The organism is Nostoc sp. (assembly GCF_041747015.1).
Taxonomy (GTDB): domain Bacteria; phylum Cyanobacteriota; class Cyanobacteriia; order Cyanobacteriales; family Nostocaceae; genus Nostoc.
The window spans coordinates 1-16,357 of sequence record NZ_JBGTFY010000237.1; the positions used below are offsets into that span (position 1 = coordinate 1).

21 protein-coding genes and 1 pseudogene are annotated in these 16,357 nt (G+C 41.0%); 12 read left to right on the forward strand and 10 right to left on the reverse strand.

The window, feature by feature from the left end:
• Positions 1-92: 92 nt before the first annotated feature.
• Positions 93-602, reverse strand: a complete 510-nt coding sequence (locus tag ACEW80_RS19170; RefSeq protein WP_373528115.1) for a transposase domain-containing protein — start codon at positions 600-602, stop codon at positions 93-95.
• Between the two features lie 6 nt (positions 603-608).
• On the opposite strand from ACEW80_RS19170, the gene ACEW80_RS19175 reads away from it, so the two are divergent.
• The 4 genes and pseudogenes from ACEW80_RS19175 to ACEW80_RS19190 all read left to right on the forward strand — a co-directional run bounded on the left by ACEW80_RS19175 (position 609) and on the right by ACEW80_RS19190 (position 3,272).
• Positions 609-983, forward strand: a complete 375-nt coding sequence (locus tag ACEW80_RS19175) for a hypothetical protein (protein ID WP_373528116.1) — start codon at positions 609-611, stop codon at positions 981-983.
• An 83-nt stretch (positions 984-1,066) separates the two neighbouring features.
• Positions 1,067-1,549, forward strand: a pseudogene (locus ACEW80_RS19180) (ATP-binding protein); the annotation flags it as partial.
• Positions 1,550-1,693: 144 nt separating this feature from the next.
• Positions 1,694-1,882 carry a hypothetical protein gene (locus ACEW80_RS19185; RefSeq protein ID WP_298904329.1) on the forward strand — a complete coding sequence of 63 codons (189 nt, stop codon included), beginning with the start codon at positions 1,694-1,696 and terminating at the stop codon, positions 1,880-1,882.
• 31 nt (positions 1,883-1,913) lie between these two features.
• Complete coding sequence (locus ACEW80_RS19190) at positions 1,914-3,272, forward strand: tetratricopeptide repeat protein (RefSeq protein ID WP_373528117.1); 1,359 nt, start codon at positions 1,914-1,916, stop codon at positions 3,270-3,272.
• On the opposite strand, the gene ACEW80_RS19195 is transcribed toward ACEW80_RS19190, so the two are convergent.
• A complete protein-coding gene (locus tag ACEW80_RS19195) occupies positions 3,265-3,516 on the reverse strand; it encodes a transposase (protein WP_373528118.1) in 252 nt (83 codons plus the stop codon). The two genes, ACEW80_RS19190 and ACEW80_RS19195, sit on opposite strands and share 8 nt — an antisense overlap.
• A gap of 4 nt (positions 3,517-3,520) precedes the next feature.
• Here ACEW80_RS19195 and ACEW80_RS19200 point away from each other — a divergent pair, with 4 nt between their 5' ends.
• A complete protein-coding gene (locus tag ACEW80_RS19200) occupies positions 3,521-4,381 on the forward strand; it encodes an NYN domain-containing protein (protein ID WP_373528119.1) in 861 nt (286 codons plus the stop codon).
• Position 4,382: 1 nt separating this feature from the next.
• Here ACEW80_RS19200 and ACEW80_RS19205 read toward each other — a convergent pair whose 3' ends face one another.
• The gene (locus tag ACEW80_RS19205) at positions 4,383-4,532 is read right to left on the reverse strand and encodes a type II toxin-antitoxin system HicB family antitoxin (protein ID WP_373528120.1); all 150 of its coding nucleotides are present in this window, start codon (positions 4,530-4,532) and stop codon (positions 4,383-4,385) included.
• 298 nt (positions 4,533-4,830) lie between these two features.
• Here ACEW80_RS19205 and ACEW80_RS19210 point away from each other — a divergent pair, with 298 nt between their 5' ends.
• Positions 4,831-5,406 carry a TIGR04376 family protein gene (locus ACEW80_RS19210; RefSeq protein ID WP_373528121.1) on the forward strand — a complete coding sequence of 192 codons (576 nt, stop codon included), beginning with the start codon at positions 4,831-4,833 and terminating at the stop codon, positions 5,404-5,406.
• A gap of 155 nt (positions 5,407-5,561) precedes the next feature.
• Here ACEW80_RS19210 and ACEW80_RS19215 read toward each other — a convergent pair whose 3' ends face one another.
• Positions 5,562-5,705, reverse strand: a complete 144-nt coding sequence (locus ACEW80_RS19215) for a hypothetical protein (RefSeq protein WP_373528122.1) — start codon at positions 5,703-5,705, stop codon at positions 5,562-5,564.
• A gap of 377 nt (positions 5,706-6,082) precedes the next feature.
• On the opposite strand from ACEW80_RS19215, the gene ACEW80_RS19220 reads away from it, so the two are divergent.
• Positions 6,083-6,643, forward strand: coding sequence for a nitrate transporter (locus tag ACEW80_RS19220; RefSeq protein ID WP_373528123.1), 561 nt, complete (start codon positions 6,083-6,085; stop codon positions 6,641-6,643).
• Between the two features lie 203 nt (positions 6,644-6,846).
• Here the strand turns inward: ACEW80_RS19220 and ACEW80_RS19225 are convergent, their stop codons facing one another.
• The 3 genes from ACEW80_RS19225 to ACEW80_RS19235 form a co-directional block, all read right to left on the reverse strand.
• Complete coding sequence (locus ACEW80_RS19225; RefSeq protein WP_373528124.1) at positions 6,847-7,506, reverse strand: pentapeptide repeat-containing protein; 660 nt, start codon at positions 7,504-7,506, stop codon at positions 6,847-6,849.
• On the reverse strand, positions 7,503-8,900 hold the full coding sequence (locus ACEW80_RS19230) for a DICT sensory domain-containing protein (protein ID WP_373528125.1): 1,398 nt from the start codon (positions 8,898-8,900) through the stop codon (positions 7,503-7,505). The genes ACEW80_RS19225 and ACEW80_RS19230 overlap by 4 nt, the downstream gene beginning before the upstream one ends.
• A 153-nt stretch (positions 8,901-9,053) precedes the next feature.
• On the reverse strand, positions 9,054-10,646 hold the full coding sequence (locus ACEW80_RS19235) for a photosystem II high light acclimation radical SAM protein (protein ID WP_373528126.1): 1,593 nt from the start codon (positions 10,644-10,646) through the stop codon (positions 9,054-9,056).
• Between the two features lie 585 nt (positions 10,647-11,231).
• On the opposite strand from ACEW80_RS19235, the gene ACEW80_RS19240 reads away from it, so the two are divergent.
• The 4 genes from ACEW80_RS19240 to ACEW80_RS19255 all read left to right on the forward strand — a co-directional run bounded on the left by ACEW80_RS19240 (position 11,232) and on the right by ACEW80_RS19255 (position 13,630).
• Entirely contained in the window at positions 11,232-11,627 is a 396-nt protein-coding gene (locus ACEW80_RS19240; RefSeq protein ID WP_373528127.1) for a DUF1830 domain-containing protein, read from the forward strand.
• A gap of 130 nt (positions 11,628-11,757) precedes the next feature.
• Complete coding sequence (locus ACEW80_RS19245; protein WP_373528128.1) at positions 11,758-12,219, forward strand: DUF4079 domain-containing protein; 462 nt, start codon at positions 11,758-11,760, stop codon at positions 12,217-12,219.
• Positions 12,220-12,256: 37 nt separating this feature from the next.
• Positions 12,257-12,823, forward strand: coding sequence for a hypothetical protein (locus ACEW80_RS19250; RefSeq protein ID WP_373528129.1), 567 nt, complete (start codon positions 12,257-12,259; stop codon positions 12,821-12,823).
• Positions 12,824-12,856: 33 nt separating this feature from the next.
• Positions 12,857-13,630 (forward strand): ATP-binding cassette domain-containing protein, encoded by a 774-nt coding sequence (locus ACEW80_RS19255; protein WP_373528130.1) that lies wholly within the window; start codon positions 12,857-12,859, stop codon positions 13,628-13,630.
• 81 nt (positions 13,631-13,711) lie between these two features.
• On the opposite strand, the gene ACEW80_RS19260 is transcribed toward ACEW80_RS19255, so the two are convergent.
• Positions 13,712-14,479 carry a response regulator transcription factor gene (locus ACEW80_RS19260; protein ID WP_373528131.1) on the reverse strand — a complete coding sequence of 256 codons (768 nt, stop codon included), beginning with the start codon at positions 14,477-14,479 and terminating at the stop codon, positions 13,712-13,714.
• Positions 14,480-15,060: 581 nt separating this feature from the next.
• On the opposite strand from ACEW80_RS19260, the gene ACEW80_RS19265 reads away from it, so the two are divergent.
• A complete protein-coding gene (locus ACEW80_RS19265) occupies positions 15,061-15,309 on the forward strand; it encodes a DUF6761 family protein (RefSeq protein ID WP_373528132.1) in 249 nt (82 codons plus the stop codon).
• Positions 15,310-15,657: 348 nt separating this feature from the next.
• Here the strand turns inward: ACEW80_RS19265 and grxD are convergent, their stop codons facing one another.
• Both grxD and ACEW80_RS19275 read right to left on the reverse strand, forming a co-directional pair.
• Positions 15,658-15,981 (reverse strand): Grx4 family monothiol glutaredoxin, encoded by a 324-nt coding sequence (grxD, locus tag ACEW80_RS19270; protein WP_373528133.1) that lies wholly within the window; start codon positions 15,979-15,981, stop codon positions 15,658-15,660.
• 84 nt (positions 15,982-16,065) lie between these two features.
• Positions 16,066-16,323, reverse strand: a complete 258-nt coding sequence (locus ACEW80_RS19275; protein ID WP_373528134.1) for a BolA family protein — start codon at positions 16,321-16,323, stop codon at positions 16,066-16,068.
• Positions 16,324-16,357: the final 34 nt, after the last annotated feature.

Below are 16,357 nucleotides of genomic sequence, written 5' to 3' on the forward strand. Positions count from 1 at the left end.
AATGTAGTCCCCTATCCCACATCAGCAACATCCCATCACTAACACTTCGTAATAATTTTAAAGCTCCTTTTCTTTCACCAATTCGATAAGGACTAATGAATGCATCGGTAATTAAATGAGTACCTGCTTCTACCAAAAAAACTAACCTGGCTTTTGGGAATGCTGGATATGTCCTCTTGTCGTGAACCAGGATAACCAAATACTCTGGCATTTTCTTGAGTCTCAGGAATGTCCATTACTGTCCCATCTACAGCCATTATTCTTAATCCTCCCAAAAAAGCACCTGGCGTTAAAGGCGTTGCTAATGGTTTCGCAACCATCTCAAACAAACGTGTCATTACAGATGCTCCGGTTCGTTGCCTTGCTTCAGTAATTGATGAAGAAGTTGGTGTTTTAAAACGTATTAATTCCGGTATGCGTAAACTGGCGAAACCATGAATCAGATTTTTGAATACCGATACAATAGAGTCCGATGACCAAAAACTCATGGCTATTACCAAAACCACAACTACATGAGTGGGAAGTATTCGTTGTCGTTGCTCAATAGAAGAAGTACTGATAATTGCGTTCGTTATGGTTTGAGATGGAATTACTTCATCCATTGCCAGATGGTTGACTCTGACATTATTTCTAGAGCCGAACTCCTACAACAAGCCATTGCGACTTTACAAATCTCTATTCAACAAATTCAGGCTTCAGGGGAAGTAGCACCACCTGGTTGTTGTGTTTTACGTTACCAAGCACGGGGGAAAAAGCAAGCTTATTGGTACTATAAATTACACGCTACCAAACCAATTTTTTCCACAACTCAACCCAACAAATTGAGTAAATATAAGCATTTGGGTAAGGCAGGAAGCCCTGCTCATATTAATGCTGTTCTCTCCGTAGCTAGAAGAACCCAAATCGATTACTTAAGTTCATGCATCGACTCTCTTCGTCAAAATTGGGTGGACTTGTACGATAGCCTCAAAGAGAAAAAGTAAGTCTCCTTATTTTATTCGCGTAAGTCATCCGCGAACACTATTTTCTTTGTTTTACCCTCTATTTCTCCTTAACCGAGCAGTATTGCAAGGTGTTACCAATGGTACCTGTACAATGGCCTGATGGCAGTGTGCATCTAGAGGGAATGGCACTCATGCAGCAAATGGTACTAGCGAGAGCTTTTCCTGACTTTACACCAGAGGAGCGTTTAAATAAAATTACCGAGATTTTTGATGGTGCTGCTAGCCTAGAGCGGTTATGTAAAATGAGCGGTGGTCATGTGCGCGACGTGCTGAGGCTGCTGAATACCTGGATTATGGAAGAAATGAAACTTCCCCTAACCCGTGAAACCTTAGAGCAAGTTATTCGTTCTCGGCGGAATGAAATGACTATGCCGATTTCTGATGATGAGTGGCAATTGTTACGTCATGTCAAGGAAAGGAAAAAGGTGAGTGATGACCACGGATATCAAAAACTGATCCGCAGTCGATTTGTATTTGAATATCGGGATGGTGGCGAGTCTTGGTTTGATGTTAATCCCGTTTTGGCTGAGGCGAGTGAGTTGTAATGAGGAATCAGGTAGTTGAATTACCCCCCTTAATCCCCCCTTGGAAAGGGGGGAAACCGGAAAATCTAGTTCCCTTCCCAATACATACGGGGAGGGTTAGGGTGGGGTAAAACCCAGATTCGTAATTTCAGAACAGGAGGAGATATGAAAACAATCCCAGAGTTAAAAACTCGGATTAAAGAACTCAGTAAACAAGCTGTTGAATTTAGTAGAAAAGCATCTGAAGTGTGCTTAAGTGACCGTCAGCAAGCCAAATATTTTAGACAACAAGCAAGAGAAGCTAGCAAACGCACTCAAGTATTGATACAGGAGTTAAAACGCCAGGAAGTTTAATTTTGTAGTCAACTTAACGCAAAATGGGCGAATGGAATTCGCCCTGGTTCTTTTAATTCAAAATCCAAAATCCAAAATTGGTATGACAGACTCGCAACCAACAGAAGATGACTATGTAAACAGCGATGTCCACGACGGGCTTCGCCTACGCTCTTTGCAACAATTAGCTTGGGCGATTGAGTCCTCTGTGGGACAGTTTAAGCTGATTTTGGCACGGTGTAATTATGCCAGTTTGCGCGATCGCTTAATCTCCAGATTACGAGAAATTTGTCAAGTCGAAATTCGTGTCTTGGCGGTGCAGCAATCTCACAGGACTCTTTATAATGCGATTCGGGAAGAATTCGGAGAAGAAATATCAGCCTGTGTGATGGTTGTGGGTTTAGAATCAGTGCAGAATTTGTCTGTGATGTTAACTTCTGCTAATCAGGTGCGGGAAGAGTTTCGCAAGAATTTTGCTTTTCCCTTAGTGTTGTGGATTGACGATGAAATCTACAAACAACTAATACAGCTTGCACCAGATTTGGAAAGTTGGGCAACTACGAGAAATTTTGCCATATCAACACAGGAATTGATAGATTTTATCAGCGAAACGGCTAATCAATGGTTTAGTAATAACTTAAAATTTAGCGTTGATGTATATATTAAACTGGAGAATGAGTTAGAAACGGCGCAAAGAGATTTATTCAATCAGCCAGATGTTTATAATTTAGAAATTCAAGCTAACTTAGAATCTTTGCTAGGTTTTATTAAACAGATAAATAATCACAAAGATTCGGCGCTACAGCATTATCACAAAGCTTTTGAGCTATGGCAGCAAAATCATAATTTAGAAAGACAGGCAAAAATCCTCGGTGAGATTGGCTTTTGCTGTTATCTCAAAGCTTTTAAACATCAAGATATCAATCATCCACATTGGCAGACGACTTGGCATTATGTTAAAGAGTATATAAATTTTATTAGCCAGTTTCAAAGTCCAGATTTAATTGCTAAAGCAGTAGTTAAATTCGGTGATATCTTGCGAGATTTACAAAAATGGGAAACGTTGCAGAGTCTTGCAGAACAAGCTTTAGTAGTACATCAAAGTAACAACCAGCTAAGAGAATTAGCCAAGGATTATGGTTTTTTAGCTGAGGTGGCTTTGGCTCAAAATAACTGGGTTAAAGCAAATCAGTTGGTTAACCAAGCTTTGGAAGTTTTGGACGCAGTTACTAATGTGGAATCAGCGAATATATCAGGGGTTTTATCTGCTGACTTTTCACGGGATCTGGAAAACCTCTCTCCAAACCTCTCTCCTGCAAGGAGAGAGGCTTTGAATTCTCCCCCTTCCCTCGTAGGGAAGGGGGCTGGGGGGTTAGTACAGTTCGGCGGAAATGAGCCAAGTATTAGATAGCCAACACTTTACCTTTATATGTCCACTTAAAAGGTTTAGCCATTGTTGTATTAAAATAGTCGATAAATTCGAGAATTCGGGTTTTGAGATCATTCTGACTTTTGAAGCTAGCTCTTCTTAGCAACTTACGAACTAAAATACTGAACCAAATCTCAATTTGATTCAGCCACGAAGAATGTTTGGGTGTGTAATGGAAGACAATTTGATGTGTTGGGTCACTTAAAAAAGCAGCACGTGATTTCATCGATTTGAGTATACCGCTTTTTTATGATATTGAAAACTTAACAATGGGTAGAAGCAACCCCAATTTAAATTTTTCTTTGAAACAAATTCAAACAAATTTAGAACAAACTACCCTAGTTAATAAAATTGCTATTCAATGTGCTTATGCTGACTGGAGTGATTCTCGATTAAGGTTGCTCAAGAATGAGATTCAAGAACTTGGCATTGAAGCAATTCAAATTTTTGATTATAGTCATAAACGAAATGCGGCAGATATGCAACTGGCTATTGATGTCATGGAATTAGCCCAGAGCCGCCCTACATTGCAAGTCTTCGTTATTGTATCAGGTGATGGTGCATTTGCTGCTTTAGCTAAAAAACTTCATGAGTATGGAAAGACTGTAATTGGATGTGCCTACGAAGGACAAATCAATCGTATCCTTAAATCTGTTTGCGATCGCTTTATACCAATACCGACTCCCCAAGCCAAAATAGAAGAGATTCAGATTAATGAGGTGAGCGAAAATAATAATTTAAATGATGAAATTTTTATAATGACCCAGAAAGTTTTGCAGGATATAAAGCAGAATAGTGAGCAAGCTAATCAGCTTAAACAAGGCGGTATTCCAATGCCTCAAATTCATCAAATTTTGATAAATAGAATCCCAAATTTTGATCTAAAACGAGAAAAATATAGTAGTAAACTTACCGATTTTTTGAAGGAGATTCTTGAAGAAACAGATATTTGCTTATATATCGACAACAATAAACTGATTTTGAAAGAGATGTTAACTAAAGGTTATAATATCTCATCAAATAAGAATCAGAAAGCTAGAACTCAATTTAACAGTAGCTCTAAAGAGGTTGTCGTAACTGGTAAACCTTAAGTTATACTAGAGTCAATTCCTCAACAGTATCAAGGTAGGCTTGAATTGCATCTTTGATATTTTCTAAAGCTTCCTCTTCTTTCTGTCCCTGAGACCAACATCCGGGAAAAGCTGGACACGAGATAGCAAATCCTTCATGTATCTTATTCAATCATACAGATGGCTTTATTACCAATGTTAATCATAGGGGATAAGTCAACCATGCTGCGATTTAAATGAACGAAGCGATCGCCACAGTATCCACAGCACGATTGGGATTATTGCCAGTAGCGTAGTTAACTACAATTACTGTGCTTTTTTTTATAAGTATATAGTACATTTTTGTGGTATTTAACTTATCTATCAGCGATAACTTACTTGGTGAGGTGAACTATTAAAATTTACATTTCGCCCACCATCATAATTACTACAATAAAATAGTCACACACCCGATCTCTGGAGTTCTAGCAGTGGGCTTATTTGATGATTTGAATCGGTTTCTAGAAAACCGTTTAGAAGAATTCTTGCGTAACAATCCACATTTGGAGCTAGAGGCGCTGCTAGAACAGCTGCGTGAGCAAGAGGAAGACACATTAAAGTTGGTCGCAGATTTACAATTACAAGAGAAGCGATCGCAACAGGAAATTCTATCCGTCGCTCAAGAAATCCAACGTTGGCACATCCGTGTTCAGAAGGCGAAAGCTGCTAACAGAGAGGATTTAGCCACTGCGGCAGGTGAGCGAGAAGCCGCCTTGTTGCGTGAAGGAAATCAGCGATGGGGACATATGCAAGGGCTGAAAGAACGCATTAATCAATCTCAGGAACTACTGCGAAAAATTCAGCAGCGGCGACAGGAGGTGCAATCTAAAGCAGCCGTTGCACAGACAGAGCGTGCTAAAGCGCAAACGCAACAGCACTTGGAAACTAATGGCTGGTCGAATCAAACTAGTACTTATTCTGGTGGTTTGGATGATTTAGAAGACAAGTTCCTTCGTTGGGAAACCCAAGATGAGCTAGAACAAATGAAGCGGAATTTAGGTAAATAATAGCCAGAATTTAGGAGCGGAGCCGGAGACGCTCCGCCTCTAGCTAGAATTAAGATGCTCGTGCTTACGTCACGTAGTGTTCGCAAAGCGTCTCTTAGAGAAGATCATAAAAGAGTGCATATTTAGCTACGTGCTTAATGCTTAAACCTGTTTATTTAGCGTTCGACTGAGCGCTCACGCCGAAGTCCGCCAGTTGTACAGAATTTATGCTGACTTCTGACTTCTGACTTCTGACTTCTGACTTCTGACTTCTGACTTCTGACTTCTGACTTCTGGTTTGATAAAATTTCATCCTTCATACTTCCTATTTTATTTATTATCTGTATTATCAATAACAGCTTTCCTATTTATTTACTATTAAAAATTTTACATCTTCACACTTAGTACAATCATCAAGCAAGTGAATTATATAAATTGTATTTAATTTGCTAATCAGAATTTATTTTTCTGATAAAGTTTAGTAACGTCAAGCTTTAAATTTTCTTTGTACTACTCCTATCTCATCGTCAGAATACTTAAACTTGTTTGAGTAACCGCCAAGGAGGAGAGAATCTAGGAAATTTTCTGTTGAGAAAAGAGTAAGTGTAATTAAAATCACTTTTGTATTCGCTGTTTTGTGTTGGTGCCGCAGGATTTCCCAGATATTCTCAATGAGAACTGAGGCATAGAAAATAATATGTTTTTAGACATTTTAGCTAGCTTGCAACGGTTATTTGTCGGTTACATTCCAGCCGCTGTATTGGGTAGTTTCATCGGCTATTTAATCGGCATGAATAGCATGATGTATCAGCTATTCAGGCGGATATTTCAGATACCACATAGCATTCCTCCTATAGCCTTGCTACCTATTGCCCTAATAGTGTTTAAAGAGAACGAACCAGCTGCTGTTGTAGTAGTTTTTCTTGGAACTCTCTGGACGATGATCATTAATACCGCAATAGGTATGCAACATTTTCAGAGACAGAACAATAACTTTCGAGTAGCTATATTTCATATATTTCATGCTCTGAAAGTTGCTGTTTGGGTAGCCTGGTTTACAGTTATTGCCACAGAAATGTTGACTGGACCAAAAGGACTTGGCTTTGTCGTCTGGGATAGTTATAAAAATGGCAACATCGATTCCGTAATTGAGACGATACTCTACATCGGCATTATTGGTCTTTTGCTGGATCAGTTTTTAGATTTCACAGCACATATTCTCTCGGAAATGGTTTCAGATGGGAAAAAATCTTCCTAAACAGAGAACCCATGCAACCTGTCTTATACCCAGAATTTCACCCGAAACTGAGTGTTAATGGCATCAGACTTTGCTGCAAAATCGATAAAACTTGGGGCAACTTAGAAACGCTTCGCTAACTTGCGTTGAGATACCGAACTTGCTAAGTTTGAGCAGTTTAGCGTTTGTCCATCCTGCTCAAGCTGCAAGTATTAAATTTAGCACTATAGCACTTTTGGCGATCCTGATAAACTCGTCTCAACCACTGTACCTACCAAACAAGCTTTAGCGAAATTAACGCCGCTCAAATTTGCACCTTCTAACTCTGCACAAAGTAAATTCGCTCCCGTCAAATTCGCCCCTGCCAAATTCGCTCCCCGCAAGTCAGCTTCTTCGAGGTTTGCTTCACTCAACAAAGCTCCTTGCAAATCGGCGCGACTTAAATCTGCACCTTTGAGATTTGCTCCAGTTAGGTTTGCACCGCGCAAGTCAGCACCGCGCAAGTCAACACCTTGCAAGTTTACGTTCATTAAATTTGCACCACTCACGAAAGCACCCGCCAACGACACATCGCTGAGTCTTGCTCCCATCAAGTTAGCGCCACGCAAGTTACTACCCCGCAAGTCAGCGCCTGTTAAATCTGCTTGCATCAGGTTTGCTCCCATAAGGTTCGCCCGCAAGTCAGTTTCTTGGAGGTTGGCTCCCATAAGGTTCGCCCCCTCCAAATGCCCACCTTCGAGTTTAGAACCAGCAAAATTAGTGCCGACAAGGGTAGCACCAGCAAGATTAATCCGGCTTAAATCCAGTCGGGAGAGTTCCTCGTCTTCTAAATTTGCCCCTGGAAGTTGTTTGAGTTTTCCTAATCTAATCGCTTCAATATTCATGTAAAGTAACTACTAATCTCCTCACTGATCTTGCTGTGGCTATCCCATTGGGAATCAAGTATCCAGATGCCGGCGCTGAATTTGGGTGTCATCAAGGGTAAGTCGAGTCCCTGTTGTAAACCCATAACTAATAAAGCTAGGGTATCTACAAGTTTAGGATCAAAGCGGGTAGATTGTTGCTGTTTGCACTCATTTAAAGCTTGGGTAAATATCTGTTCTCGGCTTTGATTTGACAATTTTTGCTGATTTAACCGCCATTGAAAGTCTGCCAATAATGCCAAAATTCTCGACTCTAGGGGAATTTCATCTCCAGCTAAACCTGCTGGTTCCCCTGAACCATTCCACCACTCGGTTTGGTGAGTAATAATTTGGGCAACTGCTCGCAGTCGTGGCATGGTTCGCAATACTTGCGCCCCTGGTACTAAGGGACAAGTTAAGGGAGAACTGGGGGCATCTTCTTGGTAGCGTGTGGATATACCGCCAGTGAGAACACTTTCTGCATTTTGTAATGGATCTATGCGATGCAACAAACTCGCCAGGCGCAACCTTTTAATCTGCCATGCGGGAAGATCCAAAAGCTGGGCGATCGCCTCAGCAAGTACCACTACTTCCGCAGCTGCCATTGGATTGTTGACATCTGCCATATCCATCAGTTGTGCCATTCGCAAAAAGGCTTGGATTTCGTTAGAAACCAAGTTGCGATCTAGCGTTTGTTGCCCAAGCGCTGTTGGTATGGATAAATTATCTTGCCCAGTCTGGAGATAATCTACTACACGGGAGACAACTGCACCCAAATTTTCTAATCTGGCAGTAGATGGGACAATTTGCTGTTTATCGGCTGTGAGTTTATCCGCTAGTTCTGAGTTGTATTTTTTGATGTGAGCGATCGCTATTTCTGCTGTCTCTTGCACTAACTCCGGCTCAAATGTCCACAAACCATAGAATTTGCGCTCTAAATCTGATGTCGGTACTCCAGTGCTGCCATAATCATCCTCTGATAATTCTTGACAAATTACCATCGCTGTGTAGTTAGACGACAAAATAATTAAATGCCACTCCTCTGCCACTGCATCGGCTGAATCTAATGCCACTAAGTCTACATTGGGTAAAAGGCTTGTGGGATGTTCAGCAAAACCAGATTCAGCGGCAGCCATAATCACAATTTGGCCGCTATGCTGGGCGATATCTGCATATCGCTCGGCTTCTTGTAGATACCATTTACCCCGTTGGAAGGCTGTGATGACTAGGGGTGTACTGTCGTCTGTTAAGATATGGTCTTCTAGAGCGTGACACAGGGCAACTAGGGTATTTTTGTAGTAAACACCAAATCGAATTGGCCTAGTGGTATGGCGATGGGCTGTTTCTAGCTGTTGTAGGATTGAACCTTCTAACATGGGTTTGGGATTTTATGAAAATGAATCGCAGAAAGAAATTCGAGCTAAGGCTTTCTTAGATCGAAACTTCGGTGGATACTGAGGGCGTTGAGAAAGAAAGGGAGGACAAATTCACAATTCACAATTCCATATATCCCCACATTCTTGTGTCTTTTAGGATACACTTGCTAACTGTTTCTCTTTCGTCTCTATTGGTGCAGAAAGTGCTGCTTCTAAGTCGGCACAACCCAGCTTTTCTTCTAAGATTTTCATGACTTCGCGTCCGAAATCGTTGGGGTTTTGTTGCCAAGCTTGCAAACAGACTTCGCCAAAGAATGAACCAAGGGGTTCGGGATTCCAGAGGAGTTTTTTGGCTGTCCACGGCATCAAACTCATTGGATCATACCCTGGTTTGAGGATGCCTTCTTTAAAAGCGTATTCTTCTAAATGGGTATGGGGTTGTAATCCAATAAAGAAAATTGCAGGTTCGACTTTATCAGCACCAAAAATCCGTTCTAGTTCGCGGTGGTAGGCGACGGTTTGGCGGATGGTTTCGGGACGTTCGTCAATGACGTTAAATGAGTAGTTGACGGAAACTAAGTCGTTGAAACCAGCGGCTTTTAAGTCACGGCAGTTTTGCAAGACGGTTCGCAGGTTATACCCCATCCGCATTTTCCGCACAAGTTCTTGAGAACCACTAGTAATCCCAATTTCAAAATAGTTCATCCCGGTTTTCGCCATTAAGTCGCACAACTCTGGTGTTAAATTGTCGGCTCTGATATATGCTGCCCAGTGGATGTCTGTCATACCAGAATCGACGATTTTTTGCAATAGTTCTATGGCATCGTCGATAAATTTTTTCGCTGGGATGAATTGAGCATCGGTAAACCAGAAGTTGCGAATGCCGCGATTATACAATTGGCGCATCTCAGCAACGACTTCATCTGCTGGGTTGATGCGTACTTGTTTACCTTCAACGACAGTATAGACGCAATAGCAGCAGTTATGAGGACAACCACGCTTAGTTTGTACACCTATATAAAAATCTTGCTCTTGCAGGTAATAGTTAAATTCCGGCCAGATGGTTTCGATATAGTCGTAGTTACAAGCTGTTTTTTCTATTGGGGTGGGTTGTTCGTGAATTAGCTGTTTCCGTGGTTGATTTTCTCCCACAACGTAACAGCGTTCATCTTGAAAATCTCTGCCACTTAAAAGTTTTTCCAGCAGGGTTTCCCCTTCACCCACAGAAATAATTGCTCCTTGAGGTAAGCTTTTACCCAACTGTTCATAAAATACACTAACTGCACCACCACCGACAACTACACGGGCATTAGAATTATATTTTTGGGCACGCTTTAAACCGCGTTTGATTAAGCCCAGATTTTGCCATAGCTCTACATAATAAGCGATGAAGATTCGTAAACCGCCCAATCCCCCGCGTAGTTTCAATAGAGGATTCTTGGCATAATAAAATTCAAAAGCGTTTTGTAGTGGGTTGCCACCACGTCCGCCAACTGGAGCATAAATTTGAATATCCCGCCAAGAAAATACTAGCAGTGTCGGTTTAAATTCATCGATAGACTGATCTAAGGCACAAGTGTAATCTAAAGGTGGCACTGTTCCCAAATCAAAGATCCGCTGTTCGATATTCGGAAACTGTTTGTGGACGTGATCGCTCAGGTAGACAACCCCAATAGGAAAGATAGGGTTACAAGGAAGGCGAACGTAAAGAATTCGATTTTCCATCATGGGTATTTTGACTTCCATCTTGCCAATCTTCGGGGAAAGCGAGATAAATTCCAGTTTTAAGGTGTGTTTTTGTTTTGGCTGCTCTTAATTTCTTACAATTTCGCTTGACATTAAAGCCAATCATTGATATGTGTGAAACTTTTATTCACAGATACAGGAATCAATAAAATTGCTTTACATACCAAATGCAGGTCATCAAGAGAGGCTTTATGAAGAAATTTTTCATATAGCTTTACGATAACATTGAGTTCATTCATAAAGCGATGATCCTAGACTTTTAATTGTGAGATGATGAAACACAAAATTACACTCCTGAAATTAGCCCAAGCTAAGGGTATCTTCGCCATACCTACGCTGTAATTATCTGGTCTAATGAAGTTAAAGCTTTTTTGCTAGAGATTAAAAATTTAAATATATTCACATAGTGTAAAATTGTAACCAGTGCATAAATATCTACAATATTTTTCTAACCTCCGATATATCTTAAGGTAGAAAAAATATAAAAAGAGTTGAGTTGGTAGTCGCAGTTACAGCAACTGGGGATCAATGCTGCTAGGCTTGGCTAGTGTAATGTAAAATTGTGCGTAAAGCTCCTCAGCAGTTATGGCTCAAATATTAGATCCTCTACCACCTGAGCAATCGGGGAAAATTCTCTGCTGCTATATTAATGCCACGAGCAAAATACAGATAGCTCGCATCTGCAATATTCCTAATTGGTACTTTGAAAGGGTTGTTTTCCCTGGACAACGTTTAGTGTTTGAAGCTCCGCGAAAAGGTAAAATGGAGATTCATACAGGGATGATGGCAAGTGCAATTTTATCGGATATAATTTCTTGCGATCGCCTAATGCTCGATGAACCCAGCATTTATGAGTTTGATACAGACTCCCTAGCTGGAAAAGACCTTATTAATACCAAACCAATAGTGCAGCAAATTAATCCAAAAACCGGAGATACTACAAAACCTTTACAAGTGGCTGGTTTAGCATCTGTTGATTAAAAAAAACAATTTAGCTCAATTTAAGGGTTGCTGAATTTCAGCAACCCTTTTTATTTATTATTTATGGGGCATTGGGCATTGTTCTCCCCCACTCGCCCTTGTCGCCCACTCTCCAGCTACAATCATTCTTATGAATCTTCCTTCATTTATTTGGTTGTGGAAAATAGCCGCCTGGTCTATGGGGTTGTCCCTGCTGGCATATCTGATGTTAGCATTTACCGGCGTTTGGATGTTTCGGGCGAGAACTTCGCAGCAACTTCCTTTTATTACCTCATTTATGGGCGGAAATAAGGAGGTGCGATCGCTCCACTATACAATGGGCATCAGCATGGTAAGTTTAGTCTTATTACTGCTAGCGATCGGCATTGTTGGCACTTTAGGACACTTTGGTTCTTTAGGTCACTCGTCACACCTAATCGCTGGATTGATAGTTGTAGCATTAGTTTTACTGTCCGCTTTCAGTGCCACGCAAATTAGTGCCAGACGACCTTGGGCTAGACCCTTACACATCGGCGTAAATATTATTCTATTTGTAGGATTTGCCTGGGTATCCCTTACTGGTTGGATTGTAGTCCAAAAGTATTTACCGTGAACTACCACACAATGAAGAAAAGCATTGTAATCGAGCCGTGACAGCAAACTCAACCAATATCTCAACTTCTGTTTTTCGTCTGTCTCCTTTGATTCGGATAACGCTGCTGAGTCTATACATAGCACTCACAGTTCCATTACCCTTCTTATCGCAGGTAACAGCTGCACCTGTACCCCCAGGATTATTGTGGATAGGGATTAGCATCGGCTTAGTTGCCTTGTATGCTGTATTGACTGAACAAGTATTGGTAGATGACCAAGGAATTCAGGTTACTTACCCCGCCTGGGTGCCTCGCTTTTTTCTTAAAGGCTGGTTTTTACCTTGGTTACAAGTGAAAGAGTTAAAACCCCGCACCACTGGACAAGGAGGGCTAGTTTATTACTTCCTCAGCCAGGATGGTAAAGCTTATTTATTACCGATGCGTGTAGCCGGATTTGCCCGTTTCGTGCAAATTGTGCAAACAAAGACAGGCATTGACACTACAGATGTTCGCCCTTTAGCCCAACCGTGGATGTACCTGATTTTACTGGGATTCACGCTGCTGCTATTATTAGTCGATGGCTGGGCGATCGCTACAGCCTTAACTACTGCACAATTAACTTAAAATTGGGCATTAATTATTTCTCCCCCACTCCCCTTGAATACAGCAAAAGCCACACTTAGGCTAGAGCAAGTTAATCTATTTACAAAGCTGAAAACCCAACTTCCCGGCAATCAGCAAGGATACCCCATATTGCAGGATATTTCCTTCGAGGTATTCCAGAGCGAGCGACTTGCCATTTTGGGGCCAGTTGGCGCTGGAAAAACTTCCTTACTATACCTCCTCAACCGCCTAATTGAACCCACGAGTGGCAAAATCTATCTAGAAAATCAAGAATATCGCCAAATTCCTGTCATCCAATTACGCCAGATGGTGACACTTGTATTGCAAGAATCAAAACTGTTGGGGATGACAGTTGGGCAAGCCTTGGCTTATCCTTTAGTTTTGCGTGGTTTGCCCAAAGAGACAATTCAGCAACGAGTCAATTACTGGATAGAGCAACTGCATATTCCCAGTGAATGGTTAGGGCGAACAGAGGTGCAACTTTCTGCTGGACAACGACAAATAGTAGCGATCGCTCGTGTCCTAGTCATCCAGCCTAAAATATTATTATTAGACGAGCCAACCTCTGCCCTTGATGCTGGTACAGCTTCTCATCTAATACAAGTCTTAACCCAGTTAAGTCAAACCCATCAAACTGCGATTTTCATGGTAAATCATCAACTGGAACTAGCCCAGATGTTTTGCACTCGATTATTACACATACAACAAGGTCATTTATTGGCAAATCAAAAAGTCTCTGAGATAGACTGGGCTAAATTACGAGAAAGCTTAATTCAAGCAGAAGCTCAAGACGATTTTGGATTTTAAATTTGGATGAGTAAGGAGACAGGAATTAGGAATCAGGAGTCGTTTTCTTACTCCCCCAATGCCCAATGCCCAATGCCCAATTTACACTTGACTAAGTGTTGAACGTTGATTACTAAATCTCTCTTTAGCTAACTTTGTTGTTTGTGACTGTGAAATATTGGTATTCAAAATTTCCATATTAAAACGGTATCCTACATTGCGGATAGTTTGAATCAAGTTAGGTTGCCGGGGATCAAGTTCAACCTTTTTCCGCAGTGACAAAACGTGAGTATCAATGGTACGAGGGTTATCGATAGCGTCAGGCCAAGCACGACGCAGCAATTCCGACCTACTCAGAGGCACTCCCCCAGCTTGTGCCAAAACGTACAGCAAACTGAATTCCTGCGGCGTTAAATCGATGAACTCCCCCTGGAAGCGGACACGGCGCTGAACTAAATCGATTTGCAAAGTGCCATAATCCAGATAAGCTGGTGCAGTAGGTGTACGTTTACGGCGAATCAGTGCCTCTACCCGTGCCAAAAACTCTTGCATTCCAAAGGGTTTGCTCAGATAATCATCTGCACCCGCCTTCAAACCTGCAACGATATCAGCTTCACTATTACGGGCAGATAGCATTAAGATCAGAGGCTGCTCCTGACGATTCAACCAACGACAAAACTCAATGCCATCACCATCAGGCAAATCTGCATCCAAAACGACTAGCGTTGGTTGATGGCTTAAAAATACTTCCCTTGCTTGATAAATACTGGCAGCTTGATGTACCCGGTATTCCAGTTGTTGTAAGTGCCAACCTAGCAACGACCTCAAATGGGGATTCCCTTCAATGATTTCTATACAAACCGAACCCACGGTGGCAAGACCCCTTAGCGTTGATGACTTTCAAAGTAACAAGCTTATGTCTAAGGTTTTGTAGCCTTTGTTACTTCAATTACTATTAGCTTTACATTTCCTCATAAAAATAGTAGGAATATCTTTAATTTGTGCCTTACCGAAAAGTGATTAGAAATATTCTTAAATTTTTGTTAAACTTATAAAAATAGTTGTTAGACTTATTAAAAGTTCTTTTAACTTAACATTCTGGTTTTAGATGGGTGTAATGTGCCAGATATTTCTAACCAAACCAGCTAACCCTTACAACAGTTTTTCAGCCTGATAGTGAGAGTAGATTCTTTTTGCAAAAATTAGTACCCACACTTACAAATATACGACCAAAACAATCGGGCTGTTGATGGAGAAAATCATAAAAATAGTTTAGCAAATAACTAGAATCTGTGTTTTCTGGAATAAGATTGAAGTAGTTTATAGCTACTAGGAGAGTACTGCCAAAAGTAGATATGTTGACTTCTTGTTAATGCCAAGGGAAAATTACACTTCCCATTTGAGCGTGAATAATTTATAATTCTCATTCCAAAGAGATTAATACAGCAGTTATGCTCCAAGACACACAAACCATCCGCTATTACCAAAGACTCACCGATGCCTTCGTAGAGTTATGGAATCGCGGTTATCGTACAGATGATATGCGGATGTATTTGGATGGATATCTAGCCGCACTACGACACAGCAACATCATTGAACCTTTTCTGATTCATCGTTTAGAAGAGGAAGCCAGCCGCTACTTGTACGATGGATCAAATTTTGCAGTTCCGCAGCCACAACCCCAACCAGATTACTACTAATACCATTTAGCTGGTTATTGCTCGTAACGGTTAATTACCGTGCATGATCTTAGCATATTATCTGTATTCGTCAACAGGTTACCGTGGTGTGAGATTTTGAAGATATTGTATTGATAAAATGCATCTCTCAGCCCTATATTGGTCTTGCCGATGCGACTGAGGGATTTTTGACCTAACTGAAATCAATTCCAAGACAGCTCAAGTATTTTTGTTAGAAAACTATTAAAAAACCCTTGAAAGGGGAAATAAATAGTATTTCCCTTTTCAAGGACATTAAAAACGGCACATTGCCTTTGTTGCTAAATGCAAATTCAGCAGCATAGCCTCTAATTTGTTGTAAAAAGGAAGTTACGAAGCTAGTGCTACTTCTACCTTTTGCTGCAATTCACCTTTCTGGTACAATTCAATCAAGATATCGGAACCACCAAGAAATTGACCATCTAAATAGACTTGAGGAATTGTCGGCCAGTTAGAGTATTCTTTAATTCCTTGGCGGATTTCACTGTCTGATAAAACGTCAACCGCCTCAAAGGGAACTCCCAAAGTATTGAGAATCTGCACAACGTTGTTGGAGAAACCACATTGGGGCATTAATTTGGTTCCCTTAATGAAAACCAAAATCTTGTTCTGTTGTACCAAGTTATCAATTTGATCTTTGAGTTCTGGTGTCATGGTGTTTGTGTTTCCTAGTTTGCATTAATAGAATCAGGGCTGAGGAGTGAGGAGTTAAAAATTCATAACTCTTAACTCATAACTTTAGGAACTTGCTGTTGCTTGCCAATCTTCGGGAGTGTATGTTTTTAATGCCAAGGCATGAATCGCTTCCGATGACACAGCTTGCTTCAGGGCACCATAAATTAACTGATGCTGCTGCACCAGCCCCTTACCTGCAAAGTGCGATGAAACAACTGTCACCTGATAGTGGTCACCGCCACCAGTCAAGTCTTGCACCTGAACCTGGGCGTCTGGCAGTTCCGCCTTGATCATTGCCTCAACCTGCTGCGGACTAATCATCGCTATTCCTGAAAAAACTTACTTTTCTATTATT